23 protein-coding genes and 2 pseudogenes are annotated in these 22,071 nt (G+C 36.4%); 20 read left to right on the top strand and 5 right to left on the bottom strand.

Annotation, left to right across the window (positions count from 1 at the left end; all coding sequences use genetic code 11):
• The first annotated feature begins 21 nt into the window (after positions 1–21).
• Genes AC6CHR_RS06475 through AC6CHR_RS06485 form a run of 3 tightly spaced genes read left to right on the top strand, consistent with a single transcriptional unit; the run spans position 22 to position 2,773 of the window.
• Positions 22–1,017 (top strand): DnaD domain-containing protein, encoded by a 996-nt coding sequence (locus AC6CHR_RS06475; protein WP_498247736.1) that lies wholly within the window; start codon positions 22–24, stop codon positions 1,015–1,017.
• Positions 1,017–2,279: a replicative DNA helicase gene (locus tag AC6CHR_RS06480; RefSeq protein WP_498247737.1), complete on the top strand. Its 1,263-nt coding sequence runs from the start codon at positions 1,017–1,019 to the stop codon at positions 2,277–2,279. Before AC6CHR_RS06475 ends, AC6CHR_RS06480 begins: the two co-directional genes overlap by 1 nt.
• Before the next feature lie 53 nt (positions 2,280–2,332).
• Complete coding sequence (locus AC6CHR_RS06485; RefSeq protein ID WP_498247738.1) at positions 2,333–2,773, top strand: hypothetical protein; 441 nt, start codon at positions 2,333–2,335, stop codon at positions 2,771–2,773.
• 110 nt (positions 2,774–2,883) lie between these two features.
• Here the strand turns inward: AC6CHR_RS06485 and AC6CHR_RS06490 are convergent, their stop codons facing one another.
• Positions 2,884–3,651, bottom strand: coding sequence for an IclR family transcriptional regulator (locus AC6CHR_RS06490; RefSeq protein WP_498247739.1), 768 nt, complete (start codon positions 3,649–3,651; stop codon positions 2,884–2,886).
• Between the two features lie 311 nt (positions 3,652–3,962).
• On the opposite strand from AC6CHR_RS06490, the gene AC6CHR_RS06495 reads away from it, so the two are divergent.
• The 3 genes from AC6CHR_RS06495 (at position 3,963) to AC6CHR_RS06505 (ending at position 8,932) form a co-directional block, all read left to right on the top strand.
• Positions 3,963–4,886, top strand: a complete 924-nt coding sequence (locus AC6CHR_RS06495) for a dihydrodipicolinate synthase family protein (protein WP_498247740.1) — start codon at positions 3,963–3,965, stop codon at positions 4,884–4,886.
• 104 nt (positions 4,887–4,990) lie between these two features.
• On the top strand, positions 4,991–6,979 hold the full coding sequence (locus AC6CHR_RS06500) for a YjhG/YagF family D-xylonate dehydratase (RefSeq protein ID WP_498247741.1): 1,989 nt from the start codon (positions 4,991–4,993) through the stop codon (positions 6,977–6,979).
• A 381-nt stretch (positions 6,980–7,360) separates the two neighbouring features.
• Positions 7,361–8,932: a glycoside hydrolase family 43 protein gene (locus tag AC6CHR_RS06505; protein ID WP_498247743.1), complete on the top strand. Its 1,572-nt coding sequence runs from the start codon at positions 7,361–7,363 to the stop codon at positions 8,930–8,932.
• Positions 8,933–9,030: 98 nt separating this feature from the next.
• Here the strand turns inward: AC6CHR_RS06505 and AC6CHR_RS06510 are convergent, their stop codons facing one another.
• The gene (locus tag AC6CHR_RS06510; protein ID WP_498247744.1) at positions 9,031–9,681 is read right to left on the bottom strand and encodes a nitroreductase family protein; all 651 of its coding nucleotides are present in this window, start codon (positions 9,679–9,681) and stop codon (positions 9,031–9,033) included.
• A gap of 117 nt (positions 9,682–9,798) precedes the next feature.
• Between AC6CHR_RS06510 and AC6CHR_RS06515 the strand changes: the two genes are divergently transcribed.
• Complete coding sequence (locus AC6CHR_RS06515) at positions 9,799–10,164, top strand: MerR family transcriptional regulator (RefSeq protein WP_498247745.1); 366 nt, start codon at positions 9,799–9,801, stop codon at positions 10,162–10,164.
• 262 nt (positions 10,165–10,426) lie between these two features.
• Here the strand turns inward: AC6CHR_RS06515 and AC6CHR_RS06520 are convergent, their stop codons facing one another.
• The 3 genes from AC6CHR_RS06520 to AC6CHR_RS06530 all read right to left on the bottom strand — a co-directional run bounded on the left by AC6CHR_RS06520 (position 10,427) and on the right by AC6CHR_RS06530 (position 11,192).
• Entirely contained in the window at positions 10,427–10,567 is a 141-nt protein-coding gene (locus AC6CHR_RS06520; RefSeq protein WP_498247746.1) for a YvrJ family protein, read from the bottom strand.
• Positions 10,568–10,642: 75 nt separating this feature from the next.
• Positions 10,643–10,861, bottom strand: coding sequence for a DUF2922 domain-containing protein (locus AC6CHR_RS06525; RefSeq protein ID WP_498247747.1), 219 nt, complete (start codon positions 10,859–10,861; stop codon positions 10,643–10,645).
• A gap of 112 nt (positions 10,862–10,973) precedes the next feature.
• Positions 10,974–11,192: a DUF1659 domain-containing protein gene (locus AC6CHR_RS06530; protein WP_498247748.1), complete on the bottom strand. Its 219-nt coding sequence runs from the start codon at positions 11,190–11,192 to the stop codon at positions 10,974–10,976.
• 261 nt (positions 11,193–11,453) lie between these two features.
• On the opposite strand from AC6CHR_RS06530, the gene AC6CHR_RS06535 reads away from it, so the two are divergent.
• The 13 genes and pseudogenes from AC6CHR_RS06535 (at position 11,454) to AC6CHR_RS06595 (ending at position 22,062) form a co-directional block, all read left to right on the top strand.
• A complete protein-coding gene (locus AC6CHR_RS06535; RefSeq protein WP_498247749.1) occupies positions 11,454–11,927 on the top strand; it encodes a YkvA family protein in 474 nt (157 codons plus the stop codon).
• Positions 11,928–12,495: 568 nt separating this feature from the next.
• Entirely contained in the window at positions 12,496–12,924 is a 429-nt protein-coding gene (locus AC6CHR_RS06540) for a YwqH-like family protein (RefSeq protein WP_498247751.1), read from the top strand.
• The gene (locus tag AC6CHR_RS06545; RefSeq protein WP_498247752.1) at positions 12,924–13,190 is read left to right on the top strand and encodes a YwqI/YxiC family protein; all 267 of its coding nucleotides are present in this window, start codon (positions 12,924–12,926) and stop codon (positions 13,188–13,190) included. Before AC6CHR_RS06540 ends, AC6CHR_RS06545 begins: the two co-directional genes overlap by 1 nt.
• Positions 13,191–13,349: 159 nt before the next feature.
• The gene (locus AC6CHR_RS06550) at positions 13,350–15,251 is read left to right on the top strand and encodes a ribonuclease YeeF family protein (RefSeq protein WP_498247753.1); all 1,902 of its coding nucleotides are present in this window, start codon (positions 13,350–13,352) and stop codon (positions 15,249–15,251) included.
• Positions 15,252–15,256: 5 nt separating this feature from the next.
• The gene (locus AC6CHR_RS06555) at positions 15,257–15,694 is read left to right on the top strand and encodes an SMI1/KNR4 family protein (protein WP_498247754.1); all 438 of its coding nucleotides are present in this window, start codon (positions 15,257–15,259) and stop codon (positions 15,692–15,694) included.
• Between the two features lie 558 nt (positions 15,695–16,252).
• Entirely contained in the window at positions 16,253–16,384 is a 132-nt protein-coding gene (locus tag AC6CHR_RS06560) for a hypothetical protein (RefSeq protein ID WP_498247755.1), read from the top strand.
• 9 nt (positions 16,385–16,393) lie between these two features.
• A pseudogene (locus AC6CHR_RS06565) lies at positions 16,394–16,902 on the top strand (ankyrin repeat domain-containing protein).
• 311 nt (positions 16,903–17,213) lie between these two features.
• Positions 17,214–18,272, top strand: a complete 1,059-nt coding sequence (locus AC6CHR_RS06570; protein WP_498247756.1) for a hypothetical protein — start codon at positions 17,214–17,216, stop codon at positions 18,270–18,272.
• Positions 18,269–18,559, top strand: coding sequence for a hypothetical protein (locus AC6CHR_RS06575; RefSeq protein ID WP_498247757.1), 291 nt, complete (start codon positions 18,269–18,271; stop codon positions 18,557–18,559). Before AC6CHR_RS06570 ends, AC6CHR_RS06575 begins: the two co-directional genes overlap by 4 nt.
• Positions 18,560–18,733: 174 nt before the next feature.
• Positions 18,734–20,029, top strand: a pseudogene (locus tag AC6CHR_RS06580) (IS3 family transposase); the annotation flags it as partial.
• 726 nt (positions 20,030–20,755) lie between these two features.
• Positions 20,756–21,217, top strand: a complete 462-nt coding sequence (locus AC6CHR_RS06585) for an Imm30 family immunity protein (protein ID WP_498247758.1) — start codon at positions 20,756–20,758, stop codon at positions 21,215–21,217.
• Positions 21,218–21,388: 171 nt separating this feature from the next.
• Positions 21,389–21,613, top strand: a complete 225-nt coding sequence (locus tag AC6CHR_RS06590) for a hypothetical protein (protein WP_498247759.1) — start codon at positions 21,389–21,391, stop codon at positions 21,611–21,613.
• Between the two features lie 14 nt (positions 21,614–21,627).
• Positions 21,628–22,062: an SMI1/KNR4 family protein gene (locus AC6CHR_RS06595; protein WP_498247760.1), complete on the top strand. Its 435-nt coding sequence runs from the start codon at positions 21,628–21,630 to the stop codon at positions 22,060–22,062.
• Positions 22,063–22,071 lie beyond the last annotated feature (9 nt).

A 22,071-nucleotide genomic window follows, 5' to 3' on the forward strand; every position in this document is an offset into this window, starting at 1 on the left:
GAAGAAAGGGTAGTGGCTAAAATGGCAAAATATCGAATGGTGCGTACTGAGTTTTGGAAGAATCCGATTGTTTCAGAGGAGATGACCCCAGAAGATCGGTATTTTTATCTTTATCTTCTTACAAATCCAAATACGACTCAAATTGGAATCTATCGAATAACGAAAAAACAAATGGCTTTTGATTTGGGGTATTCAATTGAAAGTGTTATTTCGTTAATGGATCGATTTATCAAGCATCACAAATTAATTCGTTACAATCCTGAGACGAGGGAAATCGCCATCAAAAATTGGGGCAAAGATAACCTTCATAAAGGTGGGAAACCGGTCATGGATTGTATCATCTCTGAGTTAAAAGAAGTTGAAGATCATTCGCTTATTCCCTATGTTTCTGAAACGATTCTTAAAGAGGAAATTCGTCGCTTATATGAATCGTTTTTTAAACAAGATCTTGAGAAGAAGGATCACGATCAAGAGGAAGTTGATACATCTCCAGATACCGAAAGTGATGAATGGGAAGATACCTCTATGTGTCGTGATACGATACGTGGGCAAAAAGAAAAAGAAAAAGAAAAAGAAAAAGAAAAACAACAACAAAAAGAAAAAGCTTTTAACCCATATGTAGAGAATCATCCTGATAGTGTGGAACAATCACAAACTCAAAAAACGAGAGATGTTAAAGAAATCGTTGAGTTTTGGGACAACAATGGATTTGGTTATTCGAATGTGAACGCGAAAGAGCAGCTGTTATCTTGGTTAGATGATTCTAGCTTTTTACAGCCTAAAGATGTGGTGTTAAAAGCATTAGTTATTGCCTGTGCGAATAACAAGCGAAAACTAAACTATGTCGTTGGGATTCTTAAAAACTGGGAAAATGAATCTTTACTGAGCGTTGCAGAAATTGATTCTTATCAGGAGAACCAAACAGTTTCCAAGCATAAGCAATCTATCAATTCGTTTCCTGCGGGAAGAGCGATTCCAAGTGGATTTGAACTAGATATTACAGCAGGTGAAGAGTGATGAGTATTGCTGAAAAAGCGTTCTTAGGAAGCTTGATTAAGGCGGAGTATCTACTCAAGGATACCATTATTCAACCTGAGCAATTGGAAAGTACACGGCATCGAGAATTAATGCGTAGAATGGTCGATTTAAAGTGTGCCGGGAAGAAAGTTGATTTAATCACCTTGACAACCTTACCCAACCTTGACTCATTCGGTGGAATGTCTTACCTTTCTGAGCTGTTATCGTATGCGGATCTTGAGAAATTTGAAGGAATCGAGAAGCTCATCCTTGATCTTTGGAAGGAACGGGAAAAGAGAAATATTTTAACTGTTGCTGCTAAGAATGATTGGGAAATTGCTAAGGTCATTGGCGAGCTGGATAAAATTAACCAAACGAAGATGGACGATCACACGTCCTTACAACAAGCGTTGTCAAGGATCTATGAGGCACCTTGGGAAGATCAAATCATCTTGAAAAGTGCGACAACAGGTATCAAAAAGCTCGATGAAGTGACCGGTGGTTTTCAGGATGGGGAAGTGACGATTCTAGCGGCAAGACCATCGATGGGAAAATCCGACGTCATGCTTCATTTTGCAAAAATGTCAGGATGGGCTGGTTACTTGCCACTTGTCTTTTCCTTGGAAATGCCTGAAAAGCTGATAACATCTCGTTTAATTGCATCAACTGGAGGCTTTAATCGTACCAAAATGCGAGATCCGAAAAGAATGCTAAATGAAAACCAAAAGAATAAATGGTCGGATGTGATTGGGGAACTCAATGAAACTCATATGCAAATATTTGATGGTGCTGGACAAACGATTGCTGAGATGAGAGCAAAAACGCGAAAATTAATCAATCAATTTCCAAGCAAAAAACCGATCATTTTTATTGATTACTTAACACTAATCCATTCTGGACAATCTTACGGAGGGAATGCTCATTTGCAAGTGACTGAAATATCGAAATCGATCAAAACAATGGCAAAGGATTTTAATTGCCCAGTTATTTGTTTGGCGCAACTAAATCGATCGGTGGAATCAAGAGCGAATAAACGGCCGATGATGTCAGATATTCGGGAATCGGGCAGTGTTGAACAAGACGCCGATGTTATTTTGTTCTTGTATCGTGAAGCGTATTATGACAAGGAATTCCAGGATCATTCACTTGAAATCATTGTCTCAAAAAATCGAAATGGTCCAGTTGGTACCATCACAGTGAATTACAACGAGTATACAGGACATATCGAGGAGCAAAGGGAACAGAGTCTTACTGTTGAGTAACCTAAGAACGAAGAGAAAAAGCGATAAAAATTCTTATAAAGAGGGGTTATCACATGATTGTAAAAGATCTTTACTTTGATTCTATCCGTTTTGAAGAATCCTCATTAGCCCATTACATCCACTACTTGCTTGAAGAGCAGAAAATTACATTGGATGATAACATATCCAAAATAGACCTTGAACAAGTAGATCATCAGAAGGTAGCGGAATTGATTCAAAACAATGTATTAGGTATTCATAAAGTTGGCATCTACTCACTGAAGAAGAACCACAATGATTTTGTCTTTATCTTTGCTAGCAGTCAGCAACAGGCCATCCAATTCTATACCGAATCATTTCAGCAAGCCCCATTGAACTGTCTTGAATATTCGTTGGATTTCGAACTTGCAAGAGGAAATGGTGTGAAATCGTTTCGGGATATGAGAAGGGAATTCATGAGCTTTCCAGCAATAGCGGGATATTTTAAGAGGGAGGGGGTTCCGATTCATCACTAGTCTGTGGTGCCTGACTCCCGCATTGCGAAAGTTGAAGCAGAGAACCGTCCCTTGCTCCAACAATGAAAGGCATACTTTTGATAAAGTACGCCTTTCATTGTGGCTAGAAATTATTTGGTTGGCACTCCATACCGTACCTGATTAGATAATTCTTGACCCATTTGCTTTAGCAAGTGGATATATTCGTCCAGTTTTTGATCATTAACGCTGGATAATAGGGTAGAAATACTAAGGGCAGCAAGTACTTGAGTATGTTCATTTTTAATTGGCACAGCTATGCAACAGACACCTAATTCATTTTCTTCGTTATCCATCGCAAATCCTTGTTGGCGTACCTTTTCAAGTTCTTCTAGAAATTCTTTTTCATTTTTAATCGTGTTCTGAGTGGGTTGGGTATAGTCATACCCATCTAACAACTCCATCTTTTTTTCTGGTTTTTGCAAGGATAAGAGCACTTTCCCAATAGCTGTGGAGTGAAGTGGGATTCTCCGACCAATTCTTGAATAACGAATGACCGACCTTTCACCTTCTTCTTTATCAATATAAACTCCCGCATCACCATCTAAGATTCCGAGATGACAAGTTTGGCCAGTTTTTAACGATAAATCTATCAGATACTTCTTAGCTAGTTGTCTAATATCTAATGTACTAATCACTAAATTCCCTCGTTCAACCAGCTTCATACCTAATCTGTATTTTCCGTTTTCAGGATTTTGATCGATATAACGAGACTCCTGGAGAGTCTTCAATAAAGAGTGAACAGTACTTTTATGAAGTTCCATTCTTTCACTTATATCAGTAATCTTAAGTTCAGTTGTGTGTTCATTAAATAAATCTAAAATTCGAAGAGAACGTTGGACAGATTGGATAATTGGCATAATCAACCCTCATGTTCATAAGTATTATTGGCAGTGCGGAAATAGAGCAAAATCCTACCTGTATACTTTTAACATTAATATAGCCAATCTGAAATTGCAATCAAAATCAGCCCATTTCGTGACAAAAAGTGTTTTGTAACATTGTGTCCATTATACAGAAATAGTTACATTGTAAGTGTTTACATTTACAATGTGTATGGTATAATTTTCTCAATAAATCTAAATAGTAGAATATAGTTTTATAATGTAAAACAAATTGACGATTTATTTTTAAAAATTATTTCTACTAAATACAATAAAAGGAGAAAAGAATGAGTAAAATAAGAGAATTTAAAGGGATCATTCCTCCGGTGTCAACTATTTTTGATGAACATCATAACCTTAATAAGAAAGATATGGGACTTTTAATAGATTCATTGATTACAGCAGGAGTTGACGGGTTGTTTTTCCTTGGAACTGGTGGAGAGTTTTCACAAATGTCGGTCGAACAAAGACAAGAAGTAGCAGAGTTTGCGGTTAGCTACGTGAACAATCGTGTACCTGTATTAATTGGGACAGGAAGTACAAGTACTCGTGAGGCCATTTCTTTAAGTCAGCATGCTCAGCTTATGGGAGCGGATGGAGTCGTTGTCATTAATCCGTATTACTGGAAATTATCAGAGGAAAACCTCTTTCATTATTTTAGTGATATATCTCAATCTGTTGAACTTCCAATTATCCTTTATAATTTTCCAACTCTCACAGGGCAGGACCTAACTCCTGACTTTGTAAGCCGCCTTGTCGATCAGCATGATCATATTGTTGGGATTAAAGAGACGATTGATTCGATTGGTCATATTCATGAAATGATCGTAAAGGTGAAAGGTAAGTATCCTCATTTTTCTGTTTTTTGTGGGTTTGACAATCATCTTTTAAACACGCTTCAGCTTGGTGGGGATGGTACGATTTCAGCAAGTGGAAATTTCGCCCCTCATTTATCAGTGGATATTTATCAATCGTTCATGACTGGTGACTTAGAGAAGACGGTGTCTCTTCACAGGAAACTGGCTGTTCTACCACTTCTTTATCAAATTGATAGTCCGTTTGTGAATGTTGTGAAGGAAGCAACGAAATTGTGTGGATTGAATATTTCGACCTATGTGTTGCCGCCATCTAGCTCGCTTAGTGAGGAAAAAATTCAACAGGTAAAGGAAATCTTAGAAAATGCCATGGTCATTCCACCAACCGTAAGATAGCATAGCTGTATATAGCTAATTTATCTGAAAGAATCGTTTTATAGAAAAATATCTGGTCGTGATACCAAAACTATTTAAAAATTTTTTCAAATTGGAGTGATAATATGTCAGTTAAATCAATTTTTAATGATGAAGATTCATCTTTATACAACGTGAGAACGCATGCAAAAGGACCGGTGGGATTACTTCCTCTCACTCCGCAGATGCTGGAAGAATCACCAAGTGGAGACCTGTTTGGACTCTCTCAAAACGTAGGAATGGGCTGGGAACCGAAAGAGTTACTTGGTACACAAGTATTAATCCTTGGTACCAAAGGCGGAATTCGGGACCATGATGGTAGTCCGATTGCGTTAGGCTATCACACTGGTCATTGGGAAGTAGACTTATTAATGATCGAAGCAGCAAATGAGATTCGTAAAACAAAAGGTGTTCCATTTGCCGCATACGTAAGTGATCCATGTGATGGTCGTTCACAAGGAACCTTAGGCATGTTCGATTCTTTTCCTTTTCGAAATGATGCCGCATTGGTTTATCGTCGATTAATTCGCTCGCTCCCCACACGTGAGGCAGTTATCGGGGTTGCTACCTGCGATAAAGGTCTACCAGCCATGATGATTGCTCTCGCTAGCATGCACGATCTGCCAACGATTATTGTCCCTGGTGGTGTAACGCTCCCGCCGACAGTCGGTGAGGATGCAGGAAAAATTCAAACAATTGGCGCACGATTTTCAAAAAATGAACTTACGTTGAAAGAGGCTGCTGAGCTTGGCTGTGTTGCCTGTGCGACACCAGGTGGTGGATGTCAATTCCTTGGGACAGCGGCTACCTCTCAGGTTGTTGCGGAAGCATTGGGAATGTCGATTACACACGCCGCTCTTGCCCCTTCAGGTCAGCCGATTTGGGGAGAAATGGCTAGACAGTCTGCACGTGCAACCTTAGAAATGGAGAAAAACAACGTAACGACGAAGGATATTCTTACAGATAAGGCAATTGAGAATGCAATGGTCGTTCATGCAGCATTTGGAGGATCTACTAACCTATTACTGCATATTCCGGCAATTGCACATGCTGCTAAATGTAAGATTCCTACAGTAGAAGATTGGGTCAGAATCAATCGAAAAACGCCTCGTTTAGTAAGTGTGCTACCAAATGGACCAGATTCTCATCCAACTGTACGCGTTTACTTGGCAGGAGGAGTTCCTGAGGTCATGCTTCATTTACGAAAATTAGGGCTATTACATGAAGATGTTCAGACTGTTACTGGGAATACATTAGGCGAGAACCTGGATTGGTGGGAAAACTCCGAACGACGCAAGGAAATTAGAAAGCGTTTGATTGAAGCAGATGGAGTCGATCCTGATACCGTTATTATGGACCCTGAAAAGGCGAAAGAAAGAGGTTTAACCTCAACCGTTACCTTCCCGACCGGAAATATTGCACCCGAGGGTTCAGTCATTAAATCAACTTCAATTGATCCTTCTCGAGTAGGAGAAGATGGCGTCTATCAACATACTGGTTTTGCGAAGGTCTTCACTTCAGAAAAATCAGCGATTAAAGCGATTAAAACCGGTGGAATTGAAGCTGGGGATATCATGGTTGTCATGGGTGGTGGCCCTTCAGGTACTGGAATGGAAGAAACGTATCAATTAACCTCTGCTTTGAAGTATTTGCCTTTTGGAAAATATGTTTCTCTTATTACGGATGCGAGATTTTCTGGAGTCTCAACAGGTGCATGTATTGGACATGTTGGGCCAGAGGCATTGGGTGGAGGTCCAATCGGAAAGCTACGTGATGGAGATGTAATTGAAATCTATGTGAACTGTTTTGAATTAGAAGGCTCCGTCAATTTCGTTGGAACTGAAAACAAGAGAGTTTCGATAGAAGAAGCAACCAAACTATTAAATGAACGTGACCCACATCCAGACCTTAAGCCACACCCTGATTTACATGATGATACTCGATTGTGGGCAGCCCTTCAATCAGTGAGTGGAGGTACATGGCGTGGAAGTGTCTATGATACTGACAGAATTCTAGAGGTTTTGGACGCTGGTGTGAAGGCGTTGGCGAAAGAGAGTGAGCTTACTAACATGTAAGGGCATTTTTTGCAAAATCTAACAATATGCTAGTTTAAGAGTCGTTTTTTCGTAAAAGCCACTCATACGACTAGCGTATTGTTAGATGGATTTAAAATGTAAGCGAAATTAAAATCAAAATCGTGAGGTGGATAACAATGGCTAGCAATTTGTTCTAATGATTGTTTTAATGACTTTTTATAACCTAGATAAAAAATACCCACAAATTATTAAAGATTTGCAAGCACGAAATGCATAAAGCAGAGGACGGTTCTTTGCTTCCATAACATCGATTGGACCTTGAGTCACTGAATCTATGTATATAAGCGTCTTTATTTAGGAGGTTACGATATCCTAAATGAAGACGCATAATCTAAGATATAATAGAAAGGAAGATGCTTTATGAGTACAATAAAAAATCCTGTATTACCTGGTTATCATCCTGATCCATGCATGATAAGAGTTGAAGATGATTATTACATTGCTGTATCGACGTTTGAATGGTTTCCTGGCGTACAAATCTATCATTCGAAGGATATGGTTAACTGGAAACTTCTTACGTATCCATTAACACGAAGTTCTCAGTTGAATATGATTGGAGATATAGATTCTGGCGGCGTATGGGCTCCTGCTTTAAGTCACTCTGATGGACTCTTTTATTTAATTTATACGGACGTAAAAAGTAGAATGGGGGCATTTAAGGATACCCATAACTATTTAGTAACTGCTGAAAATATCGAGGGGCCATGGTCAGAGCCCGTATATTTAAATAGTAGTGGCTTTGATCCATCTTTGTTCCATGAAGAGGATGGTACGAAATGGTTAGTGAATATGATTTGGGATCACCGAAAAGGGAAAAATTCTTTTGCAGGGATTGCCCTTCAGGAATACTCTGTCGAAGAAAAAAAGCTAGTAGGTCCGATTAAGAATATCTTTAAGGGCTCAAGTATTGGTCGCACAGAGGCTCCTCATATTTATAAGAGAAATGGTTACTATTATTTAGTGACTGCAGAAGGTGGTACTTCGTATACACATGCTGTAACGGTTGCAAGGTCTCGATCACTTGATGGACCTTACGAGGTGGATCCAACTAATCCGATTCTGACGTCGAAACGGGATGATTTGGAACAATTACAAAAGGGCGGTCATGGTAGTTTTGTAGAAACGCAAAATGGTGAATGGTATATGGCGCATTTATGTGGACGTCCTGTTGTCGATAAAAAATGTATTCTGGGTCGGGAAACAGCTATACAGAAATGCTATTGGACTGAGGATGATTGGATCCGAGTAGAAGGTGGACCACATCCGCAAATGGAAGTAAAGGCACCGGATTTAAAGCCACATCCGTTCGAACAGGAAAGTAATTATGATGACTTTACTGGGGATACTTTGAAAAAATACTGGAATTCTCTAAGACGTCCGTTTAAAGAGGATTGGATCTCATTAACCGATCGTCCTGGATATTTGACACTTAAAGGTGGAGAATCAATGCAATCCACTCACCACCAAAGTCTGTTAGCCCGTAGATTGGAAAGCTTTCAAACGGAAGTAGAAACAGAGATTGAATTTGATCCAGATCATTTTCAACAAATGGCAGGTTTGATAGCGTATTATGATACCGAGGATTATGTCTACCTCCGAGTCACTCATGATGAGGAGCTTGGAAAGTGTATCGGCATTATTGAATCAAAGCACGGAAAATATGATGAACGATTAGAAAAGGATATTCCACTACCTTCTGAATCTACTAAATTAAAAGCAAAGATTGACAACGAATGGCTGCAATTTTTCTATACCGATGATAAAGGTGAGTGGCAAGAGATCGGCTCGAAAATAGATATCGGTCATCTATCTGACGACGATGCGGATTATATTCGATTTACTGGAACATTCTTGGGTATGTGTGCACAAGATTTAAGTGGGCAAGCGAAGCCAAGTTACTTTAACTATTTTGATTGTCAGTTTGGTGGATGAGTGGTAGTAGGACCAGGGAACGATAGTTAAATAAAGCCAAAATGAAGCTGCCGGCATCGATCGGCAGCTTCATTTTGGCTTTCTTTAGCATAGGATGATTATGCCCAAGTAGTAATCGTATCAACGGGCAGGCGGTAGGAAGGATAACCTTCTTTGGCTGCTTTTCCGATCGAGATCAACATAACCGGTTGGAACCGGTCTTTATTAAGACCAAAAGCTTCAGCAATCTGTTCTTTATCATATCCAGCCATCGGGTTCGTGTCATATCCATGGGCGCGTGCAACAAGCATGAGTTGCATGGATACGAGACCAGAGTCAATCAGGTTCATGTCTCGTAGCTCGGATGCGGACATGTTCGCATAATAGGGTTTCGCTTGTTGTAACTGCATGTTCATGATGTCCTGTGTCATGTACCCATGTTCTACTGCTTTGCCAAAAATCTCGTCAATATATTCAATGTTGTTAGCATCGTAAAATACGGCAATGACAGCCGAGGAAGTCAGAGTTTGCGTCTGGTTGAAGGAAGCCAGCGGTGCAAGTTTTTCTTTGCCTTCAGCACTGTCTATGACCAGGAAACGCCATGGCTGCATGTTAATGGCAGAAGGGGCACGGGAAGCTTCCGCTAATATTTCGGTCATTTCTTCCCGGCTAATTTTCACTTCTGGATCGTAGACTTTAACTGAACGGCGCTCCAGGACGATTTCATTAAAATTGTTGGTTTTGTGGAATTCTCCGACGATAGTGTTCATGTAATGTTCTCTCCTTCATCTATATTAGTTGTGAGCATCTGTTTGTTTGACCTCACTATGAATAGTCTAAACTATGAAGTATACTTTATAGCAATAGCAAACTTTGAGGTGATTAATATGAAGATAAGTGAAGTCGCAAAAAAGGTTGACCTTCCAATATCAACTATCCGTTACTATGAGAAAATAGGCATTATTACTGACGATTTCATACAGAGAGACCTGAATAATTATCGGGATTATGCTTCAGAAGTTACTCAACATTTAGAAGTTGTGAAAAATTGTTTAGCTGTCGGTTTTTCAATTAATGAAATTAAAGCTATGATCTTGAAAAATGGAATGTCAAATGAGGAACAAACACGCATCATTAAAGAAAAAATATCAGAAATAGAAGACGCTCAAAAAAAATTAGATACTTCCAAAAAAAACTTAGACGGTATTCTTGAATTGAATATTACATGTGAGGATGGGTTCGGAAAATATTAAGCACAACCCTGATCGTGTCGTGGTTTTGGGAGTAAGGTTATCGAACGGGTGCTCTTTAATTTAACAAGCAGCAAAAAGGATCTTCTGGTTGAAGATCTTTTTTCAATGCTTGGCTATCAGAAATTTATGGTGGATACCAGATATAAAATAATTAAGAGAAAAAAGACGTTCTAAAAAAACTGATTAGTGATTAGATAAGCCTCATACTAAAAGGACCGTCATCTATAAAACGGTCCTTACTCAGTAAACTCCTATATGTTAATCATTCCTCCCGCAACTGTGAAGGCAGCAATTGGATCGAGTGATTCAATGTGTCTAGCTTACTTTCAATCCTGTTTAGTAAATACAACGTGACGATAATCGGAAAGCCGACATCACTAATGACTGAGATCAATTGTTCCATCAATAATACACCTCATTTCTTATTTTTTTGTAAGAAAGGGCCGACACCATGCTTCAATGTCAGCCCTTAACTCATTTATCCAAGTTCAATTTCGGTTACATTTCGGTCAATGATTCTTGCACCTTTTTTCGAGACGAATTCTCCGCCATTGGTAATGAAAACATTTGATGTGACGATCTCATCCATAGCAGCTGAAAGCGCTAGTGGGTCAACTGGATCAATCGGTGAATCGACATTAATTTTTGCTATTTTCCCTTCCAAATTGGTAAATTGAAGTTCTAATGTTTTAGCCATTTTTTCTCCTCCTTTCTTGTATTGGTTGAAGGTGCGAGAGACTATGATAGTCTCTAACTGCTAGTCAATCTATTTTTATCTCGTTACCTTCATTATAATTCTGTGATTAGTGTTACGAAATAAACTGATTCGAGTTGTTACGCTCTACTAATGCTAATGTTTCAGTTTGTAAGCCTGCAATCGCTTGTGCTGCTTGAAGCAATTGTTCAGGTGTCGAAGAAGTCTTGACGTTGTTGTAGTTCTTATTTTTGAAAATTGTTTTTCCGTTCTCGTCCATACCCGTGTCGAAAACGAGTCGTAGCTGAGAATCTATTAATACTTGCTGCGCCATGTTTCTCACCTCCTTTCACCTTTTATATAGAGAAAAGGGGAAGGATGGGTAGCGGTAAGTTTTAAAATTGCATCACTTTCCTAGCCATTCGTTAGTTATGTTATCTTCATTTCCATCTGCTATTAATAGTAGAAAAGTACATTTGTAGCTTATATTATATAGGTAGATATGAAATAATATCAAAAAAGAAAGTTAATTTTTGGAGAGGTACCTAAAGAAATTAAGAGTTTCATTTTCATATCAAAAATAGGGGCGATAAACATGTTTTGGAAAAAGAAAGTAGATGTAGCAGATATAGATGCAGAGATCAAAACCAAAAATGAAGAAACAATGAATAAAGCTGATGAATATTTAAAGGATAAACAAAAATTAACGACCTTACTTAATGATGCTGAAGAAAAAGCAATCGACAAAAAGGCTAAAAAAGGATTCGTTCAAGAGACATGGGACAGCTTAAAAACAATGTTCGATCTTATGAAAGCCTATATAAAGGGGGATTACAGAAATATTCCTTATGGATCTTTGCTAATAATAGTAGGTGCAATTTTATATTTTGTAATGCCATTAGATGCATTACCCGATGCGATAATTGCGTTAGGTTTTACAGATGATGCCGCTGTTGTTGCACTCACATTGAGAAAAGTGAAAAAAGATCTTGATAAGTTTATAGAATGGAAAAGTGAGCAAGAAACGACTAGTCATCAAGACAATGGTGACGAAGATGAAAAGGTGTAAACTTACTTTCTGTTTGCATAAATGTAAAATAGTTTATTTCCAAAAATAGGAAAAATCAAATCGAATAACAGATTAATCAGTTCTAATTTCTAAATGAATTAGGGCTATTTTACTTTGTGGAGATTCATAATCCTTATAACGTTTGTCATTCAACCACGAAAATTATAAATCTGTATCATATATATATATCAAAATAATTAAAGAGCATTGAGTGGTAGCTCAATTAGTACGAGCCAATAAATCATTCACTTGAAAATACGTAGGTATTTGGTATCTACTTTAAAATAGAGAAATCAATGTAAATGTGAATATAGTTCTATTTTCAATATGCAGATTTAAGAGAAAAGAATCATGTAAATAATAGTAATATTCCTTATACTTAATACTGGTTGGTAAAAAATTCAAATAGGGATGTACAACCTCCTATTCAGGAAGGCCAGATTAAAATGACTTATTACGATAATGTTTTACCCTTGATCAAATGGACAACTAGTTGTGTATAGAAGATAGAACAGAATCGTTTCGGTGACAGGCACTTCTCATCCAAACAAATAAAGAGGTGATCATGATGAGTTTAGTAAATACTTTGTACTCTCTTCAAAGAGCAATCTCATCACAATCAAATGAAATTGCTGAAAAAATTGAAAGGCTAAAACAAGCAAAACGACAAATAAGTCAAGAACAAGACCAATTACTTCAAGAAATAAAGAAAATCAAGCAACCCTACTTAGAAAAAGATTGGATTGGAAAAAGAGCAACTGAGTATGATCGTGACCGTGAGGACGCATACTCAGTCATGCAGCAGATCGGGCAAAGCGATTATGCTAATTATCAACAATCAATAGAAAGTAAGATCAATAGCCTAGAAATGCAACAAGGAATATTAGCTATCTCGAGAGCCATTGCCAATGAAGCAGATCAATTAGTTGATAAAGGTGAAGAGGCAATTGACGATCTTACAAATAAGATTAGTGAATTGAAAGGGCGATTATTTTAATGGTCACAATTAAGTTAGATTATCAAGAAGTTATTAAAGAATTGAGAGAAGTACAGTCGGCATTAGCCAATGTAAACATTGCTAATCCGCAATCTAGTAATCTAGGGAAAAATAAATTGGATTTTACAACCATTTGGCTTGAAAGAGAACGTAGAATTCAGCAACTCATTGATCAATACGTTGAAGTTGTCGAGAAAAACGTGGAAGACACAAAAGCAAATGTACGTTCACTAAAAGAACAGGATGAAGCCATTGGAAGGAAATAAAAAGTTGGCTGATTCGTAATAAGTACCACTTTACGAATGTAGCCTATCTTCGTTCTCTTTTCGCTAAATTACTCAGCCAATATCTTTTAAAGTAACTTCAAATAGTTTGATTGCAACAAATTAGTAGAAAATAGCCTAAAAGAAAGGGCAAACATAACCTTGAAAATATATGAAGCCAAGACATTAATTGATACAATGGAAGAAAGGTCTAAAAGCTACAAAGAATTACGGGAAAAGCTAGAACAATTAATAACCAAATTCACAGGTATCATTAACCTTGACGACAGCCTACAAGGAAAAGGTGCGGATGCTATTAAAGGCTTCTACCAAGGACAAATTGATGTTGTAGAAGCTTGGCTGCGCCTTGTCGATCGCCACATCGCATTTTTTAACAGCATCGCAGGAACGACTGAAAACATGGATTTAACAGGAAATACAACGATCCAAGTCCCATTTCTCGACAACGAATTATCAAATCATGAAAAAAGAAATAAAGAAAGAGTGTCAGATCAACAAGATGAGCTTAAACAGATCTTCAACAGAATTAATGACATTATATCCCTAAATCCTTTCTCAAAAGAGAAGTTTGACGACTCAATCGAAAAAGCAGAAAAAGAACGCAAAGAAACAATAAAGGCAGTTGAACAACTAGACTATGATTTAAAAGCAGAATACATATTATCAGAAGGTGAAGAAGAATATGCCGTCAAACTTTTTCAGCAACTAATTGAAGCATCCCGGCAAGGCAACACGATCTCACCAGTCCATTTCAACACAGACGCTTACAAGAATAGTGAGATTTATAAATATAAACACCAATTGGAGCAGCAAACGAATGACTATCTTACCTACAAAAAGGGACAAGAAGAACTTAGAACAGCTAATGAAGAAATACAAGCAAACAAAAAGACAGAAGCCGAACTTGAAGACTTAAATCCATTTGAAAAATCACTTAATAGTTTCAAAGAAATGGGCAATGATTTCTTGACAGGCTTAGATAATCGAAATGAAAACAAACTCAATTCGATGTACGACTTCGGAAACTATCTGACCTTAGGGGCCTTCGATGGAGCAAAAGCCTCCTACCAGGGCATGGAAAATCGAGTAAATGTCGCGATGAACTCTCCCTATGATTTTGTGAATTACCTAAGCAATGGCACATTAGATCTGGGAAACGGAGCAATAAACCCAGAGGAGAGTTTCTCAAAAGAGCACTGGTATAGCAGCCTAGGAATGGCAAGTATACTAACAGGTGGAGCGGGCACAGTGGTTGGTGGAGTTACCAAACCTAAGCCTAGTATGTCAAAACTTGATAATGGTGGTAAAGGATCTTTACAAGGTGTAGCCGATAATATAAAAATAAAAGATGGCAAAAAGAATGAAATTATTGAAGGATTCAAAGTAGAAACAAGAGAATTTGTAAGTGACGTAGTAAGCGGTGGTACTATTTTCGCAAATGGTGTTAGAGACGGCGTAAATAGACTACTAAATTCAAATTATTATGATAACCTAGGACTTAGTATGAACGGTCCATCTAATCCTTGGAATGTATTTAATCCTAAGGTAGTTCAGGATAAGATAGATGGTGTTTTGAGTAAGTTTTCTTTGAGGGGTAATGGTACTGATAGTACGGTAAAAATTGATTACGATTTAGCTAAAGATTATATTAGAGATGTTGAGTCAAAAACAGGCTTGAAACTTCATAAATCACAAATAGAGAATTTAAAGTATGCTTTAAGGGAAAATAAGTATGAAAAAATGACATCATTGGAAACTTTAAAACACAGAAGTAAATTCAATAGTGTAAAAAATAAATTGATTAATGAATGGGAAGTAAATACGGGGCAAACATGGCCAAGATATACTGAGGAAATTTATGATAAAAAAGGTAGATTAGCAAGGGATATAGGTCAACCATATGATGCGCATCATATTATAGAAAATAATTTTGGTGGTCCTCACGAATGGTGGAATATACATCCTGCTAAATTTCCAGATGAACACCAGGCAGGAATTCATGGTAAAGGTTCACCCTCAAATAAGTTATTTCCAAGGAGGTAGTTTGAATGGCTACATTTGATTTTGTGAAAAATGGGAAGCATAAATTTATTAATCTACAAGAAAACGAACTGTTAAATGCGGAAGAGAGATTAGGGTTTAGATTACCAAATGAACTTAGAGATTTTCACTTAGAAATTGGCTATGGCTTTATTAAAGGAAGTAATGGGAATGCTATAAATAGAATGATGGATCCGGATACTATAGCTGATATTACGTTGCGAGAAGGGATTTATGAGTTTGATCCAGACTTAGAAGGGATTTATGAGGAAGATGATAAATTAGTGTTTTTTGAAGTGAACGAGGGGGTATATTTAACGCTGGATTTAAATACGCCTAAGCAAACTCCAATATATTTTTTTGAAACCCAAATAGCTGATTCATTGGTGGAATTTATAAGAAAGATTGATGAGGACGCTGAATACTTTATGGATAGTATTGAATAATAATCTGAAAAAGCACTTGATATTCTCGTTTGAACTATACCCCCAATAATGGACACTATAAAAACTAAGACGGTTTAAAAAAATGTAAATTCAATATTGGATTACTTAAAGTGATTTCCACCATCACCTTGAATTGCCAGATGCCTTTCAGGGAAAGTAGGAGGATACTATAATGGAAAAACAAGGATGTGTCTCAATTTGGTTAGGAAATATTAACGGTGAGGACTCAATAGGAGAGTATGTTGAGTTAACTATAGAATAATTCAATGAATTTTTGAGTATTCACTTCTCCTTGATTGTGTTAAATAGGGGGTGAATGTACCACTTTTCAAGGTTAACATGAGGGAAATGAGTTTGCGAAAACATGCTTTCTGTTGAGCACTTGATTGCCATTATAGGCAACGGGTGCTTTTTTTCTTGAAAATAATTATTTTATAAAACTCTAAAACTTGTTCGAGAAGATCAATAAATATTAATATTAAAACAATATGGAATAGGACAGATAATTGGTAAAAAAATTTTGTTTGGCCAACAAATAGAATTGCAGTCCTACACTGTATGGAACTTCTTCACCATATTGTTAATAAGTTGAAGAAAGTAGATAGTTTTCCTGGAACTCGTAAAGAAATGATTGAAATGCTTAAGCTATTAGGTGATGAAGCACCAATCGATGAAATAAAAATCTTTTAGGAGGGTTCTATGGATAATAAGGAAAAAGCAAAAAAAATTTATAATTTAATTAAGAAAGGTGATATAGAAGAAGCGAAAGAGATTATTGTTACTGATAAAAGTTTGCTTGATTTTGTAACACCTTTTGGAACGTGGCTACATGTAGCTGCTAGAGTTGGAAAACTGGATATGATGAAATGTCTAGTTGAATCTGGTATGAGTATTAACATAAACGAAGGTGTACCAAAGTCAGCGGCTATTGCACATGCAGCTAGTGAAGGCGAAATAAGTATTGTAGAGTACTTATTTGATAATGGTGTAATATTAGATGTTAGTGAACCAAATAGAAATCCTCTATTCTCAGCTATTTATGGTGGGCACTTTGATATTGTAAAGTATCTTGTACAAAATGGTATTGATATTAATGTTAAGTATACAGGGGATACAATGAAGATATGGGAGCTTATGAATTTGCTATTGAAAGAGGGGAAATAAAAATTGCTGAATATTTAAAACAGAAGATGGATGAAAAAGAATAAAAAGCGATAAAGGAAAAAGTCTAAAAATTACGATATTATCAGACTCGTTGGTTTAAAGATAAGGATTCGTTAGTAGATTACTTTATATAACTAACCATAAAGCACTTGATTGCCAATTAGGTAACAGGTATTTTTTGCTTTTTATGAGATTTTGGATAACATGTATGAAGCTTTACTGAAATTCTTAGCTCATATCCCGGCAAGGCACGATCTCACCAGTCCATTTCAACACAGACGCTTACCAGAATAGTGAGATTTATAAATTTAAGCCACAAGCAGAGAAGCAAACCATTGATTATATCAATAACAAAGTGAGACAAGAAGAACTTAGAACATATATTGATGAAATAGATACAAAGAAAAACCTAGTTTCAGAAATTGATTACTTAAATCCATTAGGAAAAACTTATAACAGTTTCTTAGACGGATCAAAAGAAACAAATAAAATAGATTTAGAAAACAAAGATCTTTTAAAGAATTCAACCGTTAAAATCAATCAAGAACAGGAATTCAGTGAAGAACAGTTAAATAGTATTCGAGACTTCATGGCCAATCCAGAAAACCTGAAGTTCACAAACCACCAAAATTTAGATAATATAGGTAGGACACTAGATTTCTATAGCTATCAAAGGGTCCTTGGTAACCCAAATTCTGAATTAGCAGGAAATATGCTACAAGGCGGTGCAGTTTCCTCAAGTGTATTAAATTTTATGTTTGAAGACGTTGGAACAATTATCAATGAAGATGCCTCATTGGAGGAAAAAGCTTTATCCAGTTTCTTTTTATTTAATAAACCAGGGAAATTGTTAGATAAGGTGAATGATATTGCTGGTGGGGTAGGGAAAGTTAATGAAGTATCGAAAGTTGCAGGTAAGGGTATAGATAATGCTTTTGTAACCAACAAAAGTAATTTATATAGGGGTGATAGTTTACTTCACTCTCCAACTAGACCAAATGGAATTGGTAAACCTCATATATCGAGTTCAGGTGATTTAGTTCCAGCCCGTAAGGATGGTTTATATAAAGAGCGACAAGTGACTGTTACAGAGCATATACTTGGAGGTTATAGAAAAGGAGCTAAATCTAATAGCCCTTATACTAGTTTTACAAATAACAAAAATGTGATTGGAAATTATGGGGAAAATTCAATTGAACTAGATATTTCAGCCTTAAGGAAAGATATACAGTCTGGAAAGGTAAAAGATGTTGTTATACTTTCTCCAAAACAAATTCAAAAGTTAATTGAAAGAGATGTTATTTCTTCTGATTTTTGGAAGAATAGAGCAATTAACTGGACTAAAAGGGATAATGAGTATTTGATTAAAGGGGAAGTTCCTAGCCAATATATTAAGGTTTCGTCTAAGGAGTGAGAATTTTGAAACTATACTTTCTAAACGAGTTTTTAGGAGATATACGCAATATTAATGTTGATGGTATGTGGATTAATGCTGAGATTACCCCTTCAAAAAATATAGACAAATTCAACGAATTTTTTCTAGCGATTGTTGATGAGGAAAATGATTTTGAAGAATCTAATTATAACGAAGAATGGTTAGATGATAGCAATTGGTATATTATTGATGATGAAAATGGGAGAAAGGGTATATACATACCTGCAGTTTATCCTGATAGGGAAATTAACTGGAGGTGGAGATGATTTATAGATAGACAGTATTGATTATATTTATAGATTATAAAAAACCTTGAGTGGCAATGAACTGTATCCCGAATAATGGACACTTATAAAAAAGTCCATTATTCGGGATTTTTTATGTTTTAACATAGAAAACCCGTTATAATCAAATCAAACAGAGAGAACGGGGAACGAGATATGAGTAAAATTATTTTTAATGAATTTCAACGCAAACAATTAGAGATCAATCCAAATGTCAATCATGTATCAGATCGATCGATTTCGTACAATCCTGACTTTAAAATTGCTGCCATTAAGGAAAATCAAAATGGCAAAGAACCAATGGATATCTTTATTGAACATGGATTTGATTTAGACATAATTGGATCTGAGAAGCCCCAACAATGTTTAAAACGTTGGAGAAAACCATATGAAAAGTATGGTGAGGAAGGTTTTAGAAATGAGCGTCGTGGAAAAGGAAGCACACAGGACGTCCATCTTCAAAGGAACTTACATTAGAAGAAAAACTAAAAAAAGCAGAAGCGGATATTGCCTTCTTAGAGATGGAGAACGACTTCTTAAAAAAGTTAGAAGAACTAGAGAGGGAGGCGAAGAACAAGACTAACAATATCTGAAAAGTTCCAACTAATTGAGACGACCATTCGAAAACATAGTCTAATCAGGATGGTTTCCTACCTTTGTGAATTAGCTGCGGTAAAACGTAAAAGTTATTATGCCTGGCTCAAGGCTGAATCTAAGCGTATCGACAGAGAGCGCAAGGATGAAGATGATTATAAACTTATAAAACTAGTCTATGATGAAAAAAATGGTAAATCAGGTGGACGAGATATAAGAATGGTTCTAGAAAATGACTATTTTATCGTGATGAATCTTAAGAAAATCTATCGCATTATGAAGAAGTTCAACCTAAAGTCAAAGATTAGAAGGTCCAATCCTTACAAACGAATGGTTAAAGCAACACACGAACACCGGACTTGTCCTAATATCTTGAATCGAAATTTCGATCAAAGCGAACCTGGCAAGGTGTTACTTACAGACATCACTTATCTTTATATAGAAAACGGTACACCTGTTTATTTGTCATGTGTTAAAGACAGTTCTACACGTGAAATTTTGGCCTATTATCTCTCGACAACATTAGAAATGAGACTTGTTTATCGCACACTTGATAACTTGATAGCTGCTTTGGATGGAAACGTCCATCCAGAAGCCATTCTCCATTCTGATCAAGGTTTTCACTATACAAATCCAGAGTATAGACAAAGGATTAAAATGCTTGGATTTACACAATCAATGTCTCGTAAAGGAAACTGCAGGGATAACGCACCAATAGAATCATTCTTTGGTCACTTAAAAGATGAGATTGATGCGTCTTCATGTCAAACACTCACTCAACTAAGTAGTGTAATTGAAGATTATATGGCTTACTATAATTCATACCGATACCAATGGGGGTTAAAAAAGATGACCCCGGAACAATGGTCTTACCCCTGTCAAGTAGACACTAATAGGACACTAGATTTCTATAGCTATCAAAGGGTCTTTGGTAATCCAAATTCTGAATTAGCCGGTGATATGCTACAAGCTGGGGCGATTGCCTCAAACGTATTAAATTTTATGTTTGAGGACGTTGGAACAATTATCAGCGATGATGCTTCATTAGAGGAAAAAGCTTTATCCAGTTTCTTTTTATTTAATAAATCAGGGAAATTGTTAGATAAGATGAATGATACTGCAGGTGAAGTAGGGAAAGTCAGGGAAGTATCGAAAGTTGTAGGTAAGGGTATAGATAATCCTCTTTTACCTACGGAAGGTAAAGTAGGGACTTTTAAGGAACTTGCAAAACAAGGTTCAGCGTTTGATAATATTACACCGCATCATATGCCTTCTGCTGCTAAGATGAAACAGGCAGGAGTAAAGAGGAACGATGGAGTTAGTATGAATATGGAACAGCCCCATCCAGGAGTAGGTAGTAGGCATAGAGAAACATATACTTATGGTTTAAGTGGAAATAAATTAGTAGAATATTTAAACCTAGGTTACCGTGATGCCCTTACTCATGATATATTAGACGCAAGAAGGATATACATGAAGAATGGTGTCTACACACCTGAAGTAAGAGCAGGGCTTTTAAATACGATTATAAAGAATAGAGAATTATATCCTGAATTATTTAATAAGTAAGTGGGGGTGGAGTGTATGGATGTGAAATCGGAATTAAAGAAAGTCTACACAAATAGGCTTTTACAATCTCAAAAAGAAATATCCTCATTTGAAGAAGCATTAGGTAATCTCATTGGTTTAGGAGATAAATCAGTTATTACAGGATTATGTATGGGATTTGATGATGATACTGAACAATATAAAGTAATGTTCGGATTAGTACATGGCATAGAGCATCTCTATAAAGAAAATATTGAAGAAGGATTATACTTAATCGCTTTAGCTGTCCCTAGTGTTATTGATAGGGCAAGAGAATGGATGGAAGTTTTACATTACAGAATTTTAAATCATGAACAAGTAAGAAGAATATACGGTAGTGTACTAGCTAAGTTAGATGACAAGACAAAAGAGGTAATAATAAACTTATTAAGAGACATAAAAAGTGAAGACCCAAACATGTTTAGCAATTCTGTAGATGAAGTATTAAAATATAATTAAAACCACCTTAATGGGCTAAAGACCTTTTAAGGTGGTTTTTTAATCTGCTAAACTAAGTCCTTCGAATTATCGAAATCCAGATCCACCAATGTATCTACCACCTGTAAGATATGAGACAAAAACAATAGAAGAAGTCATTAGAATGCGTCAGGAAAAGGACCAACAACTAAAATGACACATGGTGATAAAAATATAGAAGCACATCATAGACAACAAGTCCCTGTTAAAAAAGGCGGGATATTAGATGAATTAGAACAAAGAACTCATAGAGGAGGGGGAAATCATACACGTCATGATAAACCATCCCAGTTAATTCCTTCTCAAAGAGCCAAGGAAATTAGAGAACATTATAAAGAAAGAGGAAAAGAGTATATACTACCAGGAGAAGGGATTTAAAGGAGGAAACTTTAATGACAAAAGAGGATATTGCAAATTTATTAGAAGGTATTTTAGATAAAGAATTAGGGGATTTAGATATTACTAAAGCCAGTGATTGGTCAAAGATAGAGCGTAAGTTCGGGTGTCAATTTCCAAAGGAATTTAGATTTTTTATCGAATTAATGTCTGAATATTCTTTTCCCGGGGACATCTTAAATGTTTCCAATGGTAAAACAAACGGAAATGATACTATTGAATTTACCTATGACTATGAAATGAAACAAGGGGGATGGAAGGAGGAATTTATTCTATTTTATAGCATTGGGAATGGTGACTACTTTTGCGTTCTTTCAAATGAGTGTCCCAACACAGGAGTCTATTATTATTCACATGAAGAAAACAATATAGAAAAAGAAGCTGACAACTTTGAAGAATGGTTAAATCAATTGCCAACTTTTTTGAGTTAATAGAAAAAA

The sequence above is a fragment of the Metabacillus sp. GQ13 genome (assembly GCF_059758525.1).

What these genes read in the sequence shown, in the direction of transcription:
- AC6CHR_RS06475 (WP_498247736.1), top strand. Translation starts at nt 22, where the DNA reads ATGGCAAAATATCGAATGGTGCGTACTGAGTTTTGGAAGAATCCGATT.
- AC6CHR_RS06480 (WP_498247737.1), top strand. Translation starts at nt 1,017, where the DNA reads ATGAGTATTGCTGAAAAAGCGTTCTTAGGAAGCTTGATTAAGGCGGAG.
- AC6CHR_RS06485 (WP_498247738.1), top strand. Translation starts at nt 2,333, where the DNA reads ATGATTGTAAAAGATCTTTACTTTGATTCTATCCGTTTTGAAGAATCC.
- AC6CHR_RS06490 (WP_498247739.1), bottom strand. Translation starts at nt 3,651, where the DNA reads ATGCCAATTATCCAATCTGTCCAACGTTCTCTTCGAATTTTAGATTTA.
- AC6CHR_RS06495 (WP_498247740.1), top strand. Translation starts at nt 3,963, where the DNA reads ATGAGTAAAATAAGAGAATTTAAAGGGATCATTCCTCCGGTGTCAACT.
- AC6CHR_RS06500 (WP_498247741.1), top strand. Translation starts at nt 4,991, where the DNA reads ATGTCAGTTAAATCAATTTTTAATGATGAAGATTCATCTTTATACAAC.
- AC6CHR_RS06505 (WP_498247743.1), top strand. Translation starts at nt 7,361, where the DNA reads ATGAGTACAATAAAAAATCCTGTATTACCTGGTTATCATCCTGATCCA.
- AC6CHR_RS06510 (WP_498247744.1), bottom strand. Translation starts at nt 9,681, where the DNA reads ATGAACACTATCGTCGGAGAATTCCACAAAACCAACAATTTTAATGAA.
- AC6CHR_RS06515 (WP_498247745.1), top strand. Translation starts at nt 9,799, where the DNA reads ATGAAGATAAGTGAAGTCGCAAAAAAGGTTGACCTTCCAATATCAACT.
- AC6CHR_RS06520 (WP_498247746.1), bottom strand. Translation starts at nt 10,567, where the DNA reads ATGGAACAATTGATCTCAGTCATTAGTGATGTCGGCTTTCCGATTATC.
- AC6CHR_RS06525 (WP_498247747.1), bottom strand. Translation starts at nt 10,861, where the DNA reads ATGGCTAAAACATTAGAACTTCAATTTACCAATTTGGAAGGGAAAATA.
- AC6CHR_RS06530 (WP_498247748.1), bottom strand. Translation starts at nt 11,192, where the DNA reads ATGGCGCAGCAAGTATTAATAGATTCTCAGCTACGACTCGTTTTCGAC.
- AC6CHR_RS06535 (WP_498247749.1), top strand. Translation starts at nt 11,454, where the DNA reads ATGTTTTGGAAAAAGAAAGTAGATGTAGCAGATATAGATGCAGAGATC.
- AC6CHR_RS06540 (WP_498247751.1), top strand. Translation starts at nt 12,496, where the DNA reads ATGAGTTTAGTAAATACTTTGTACTCTCTTCAAAGAGCAATCTCATCA.
- AC6CHR_RS06545 (WP_498247752.1), top strand. Translation starts at nt 12,924, where the DNA reads ATGGTCACAATTAAGTTAGATTATCAAGAAGTTATTAAAGAATTGAGA.
- AC6CHR_RS06555 (WP_498247754.1), top strand. Translation starts at nt 15,257, where the DNA reads ATGGCTACATTTGATTTTGTGAAAAATGGGAAGCATAAATTTATTAAT.
- AC6CHR_RS06560 (WP_498247755.1), top strand. Translation starts at nt 16,253, where the DNA reads ATGGAACTTCTTCACCATATTGTTAATAAGTTGAAGAAAGTAGATAGT.
- AC6CHR_RS06585 (WP_498247758.1), top strand. Translation starts at nt 20,756, where the DNA reads ATGGATGTGAAATCGGAATTAAAGAAAGTCTACACAAATAGGCTTTTA.
- AC6CHR_RS06590 (WP_498247759.1), top strand. Translation starts at nt 21,389, where the DNA reads ATGACACATGGTGATAAAAATATAGAAGCACATCATAGACAACAAGTC.
- AC6CHR_RS06595 (WP_498247760.1), top strand. Translation starts at nt 21,628, where the DNA reads ATGACAAAAGAGGATATTGCAAATTTATTAGAAGGTATTTTAGATAAA.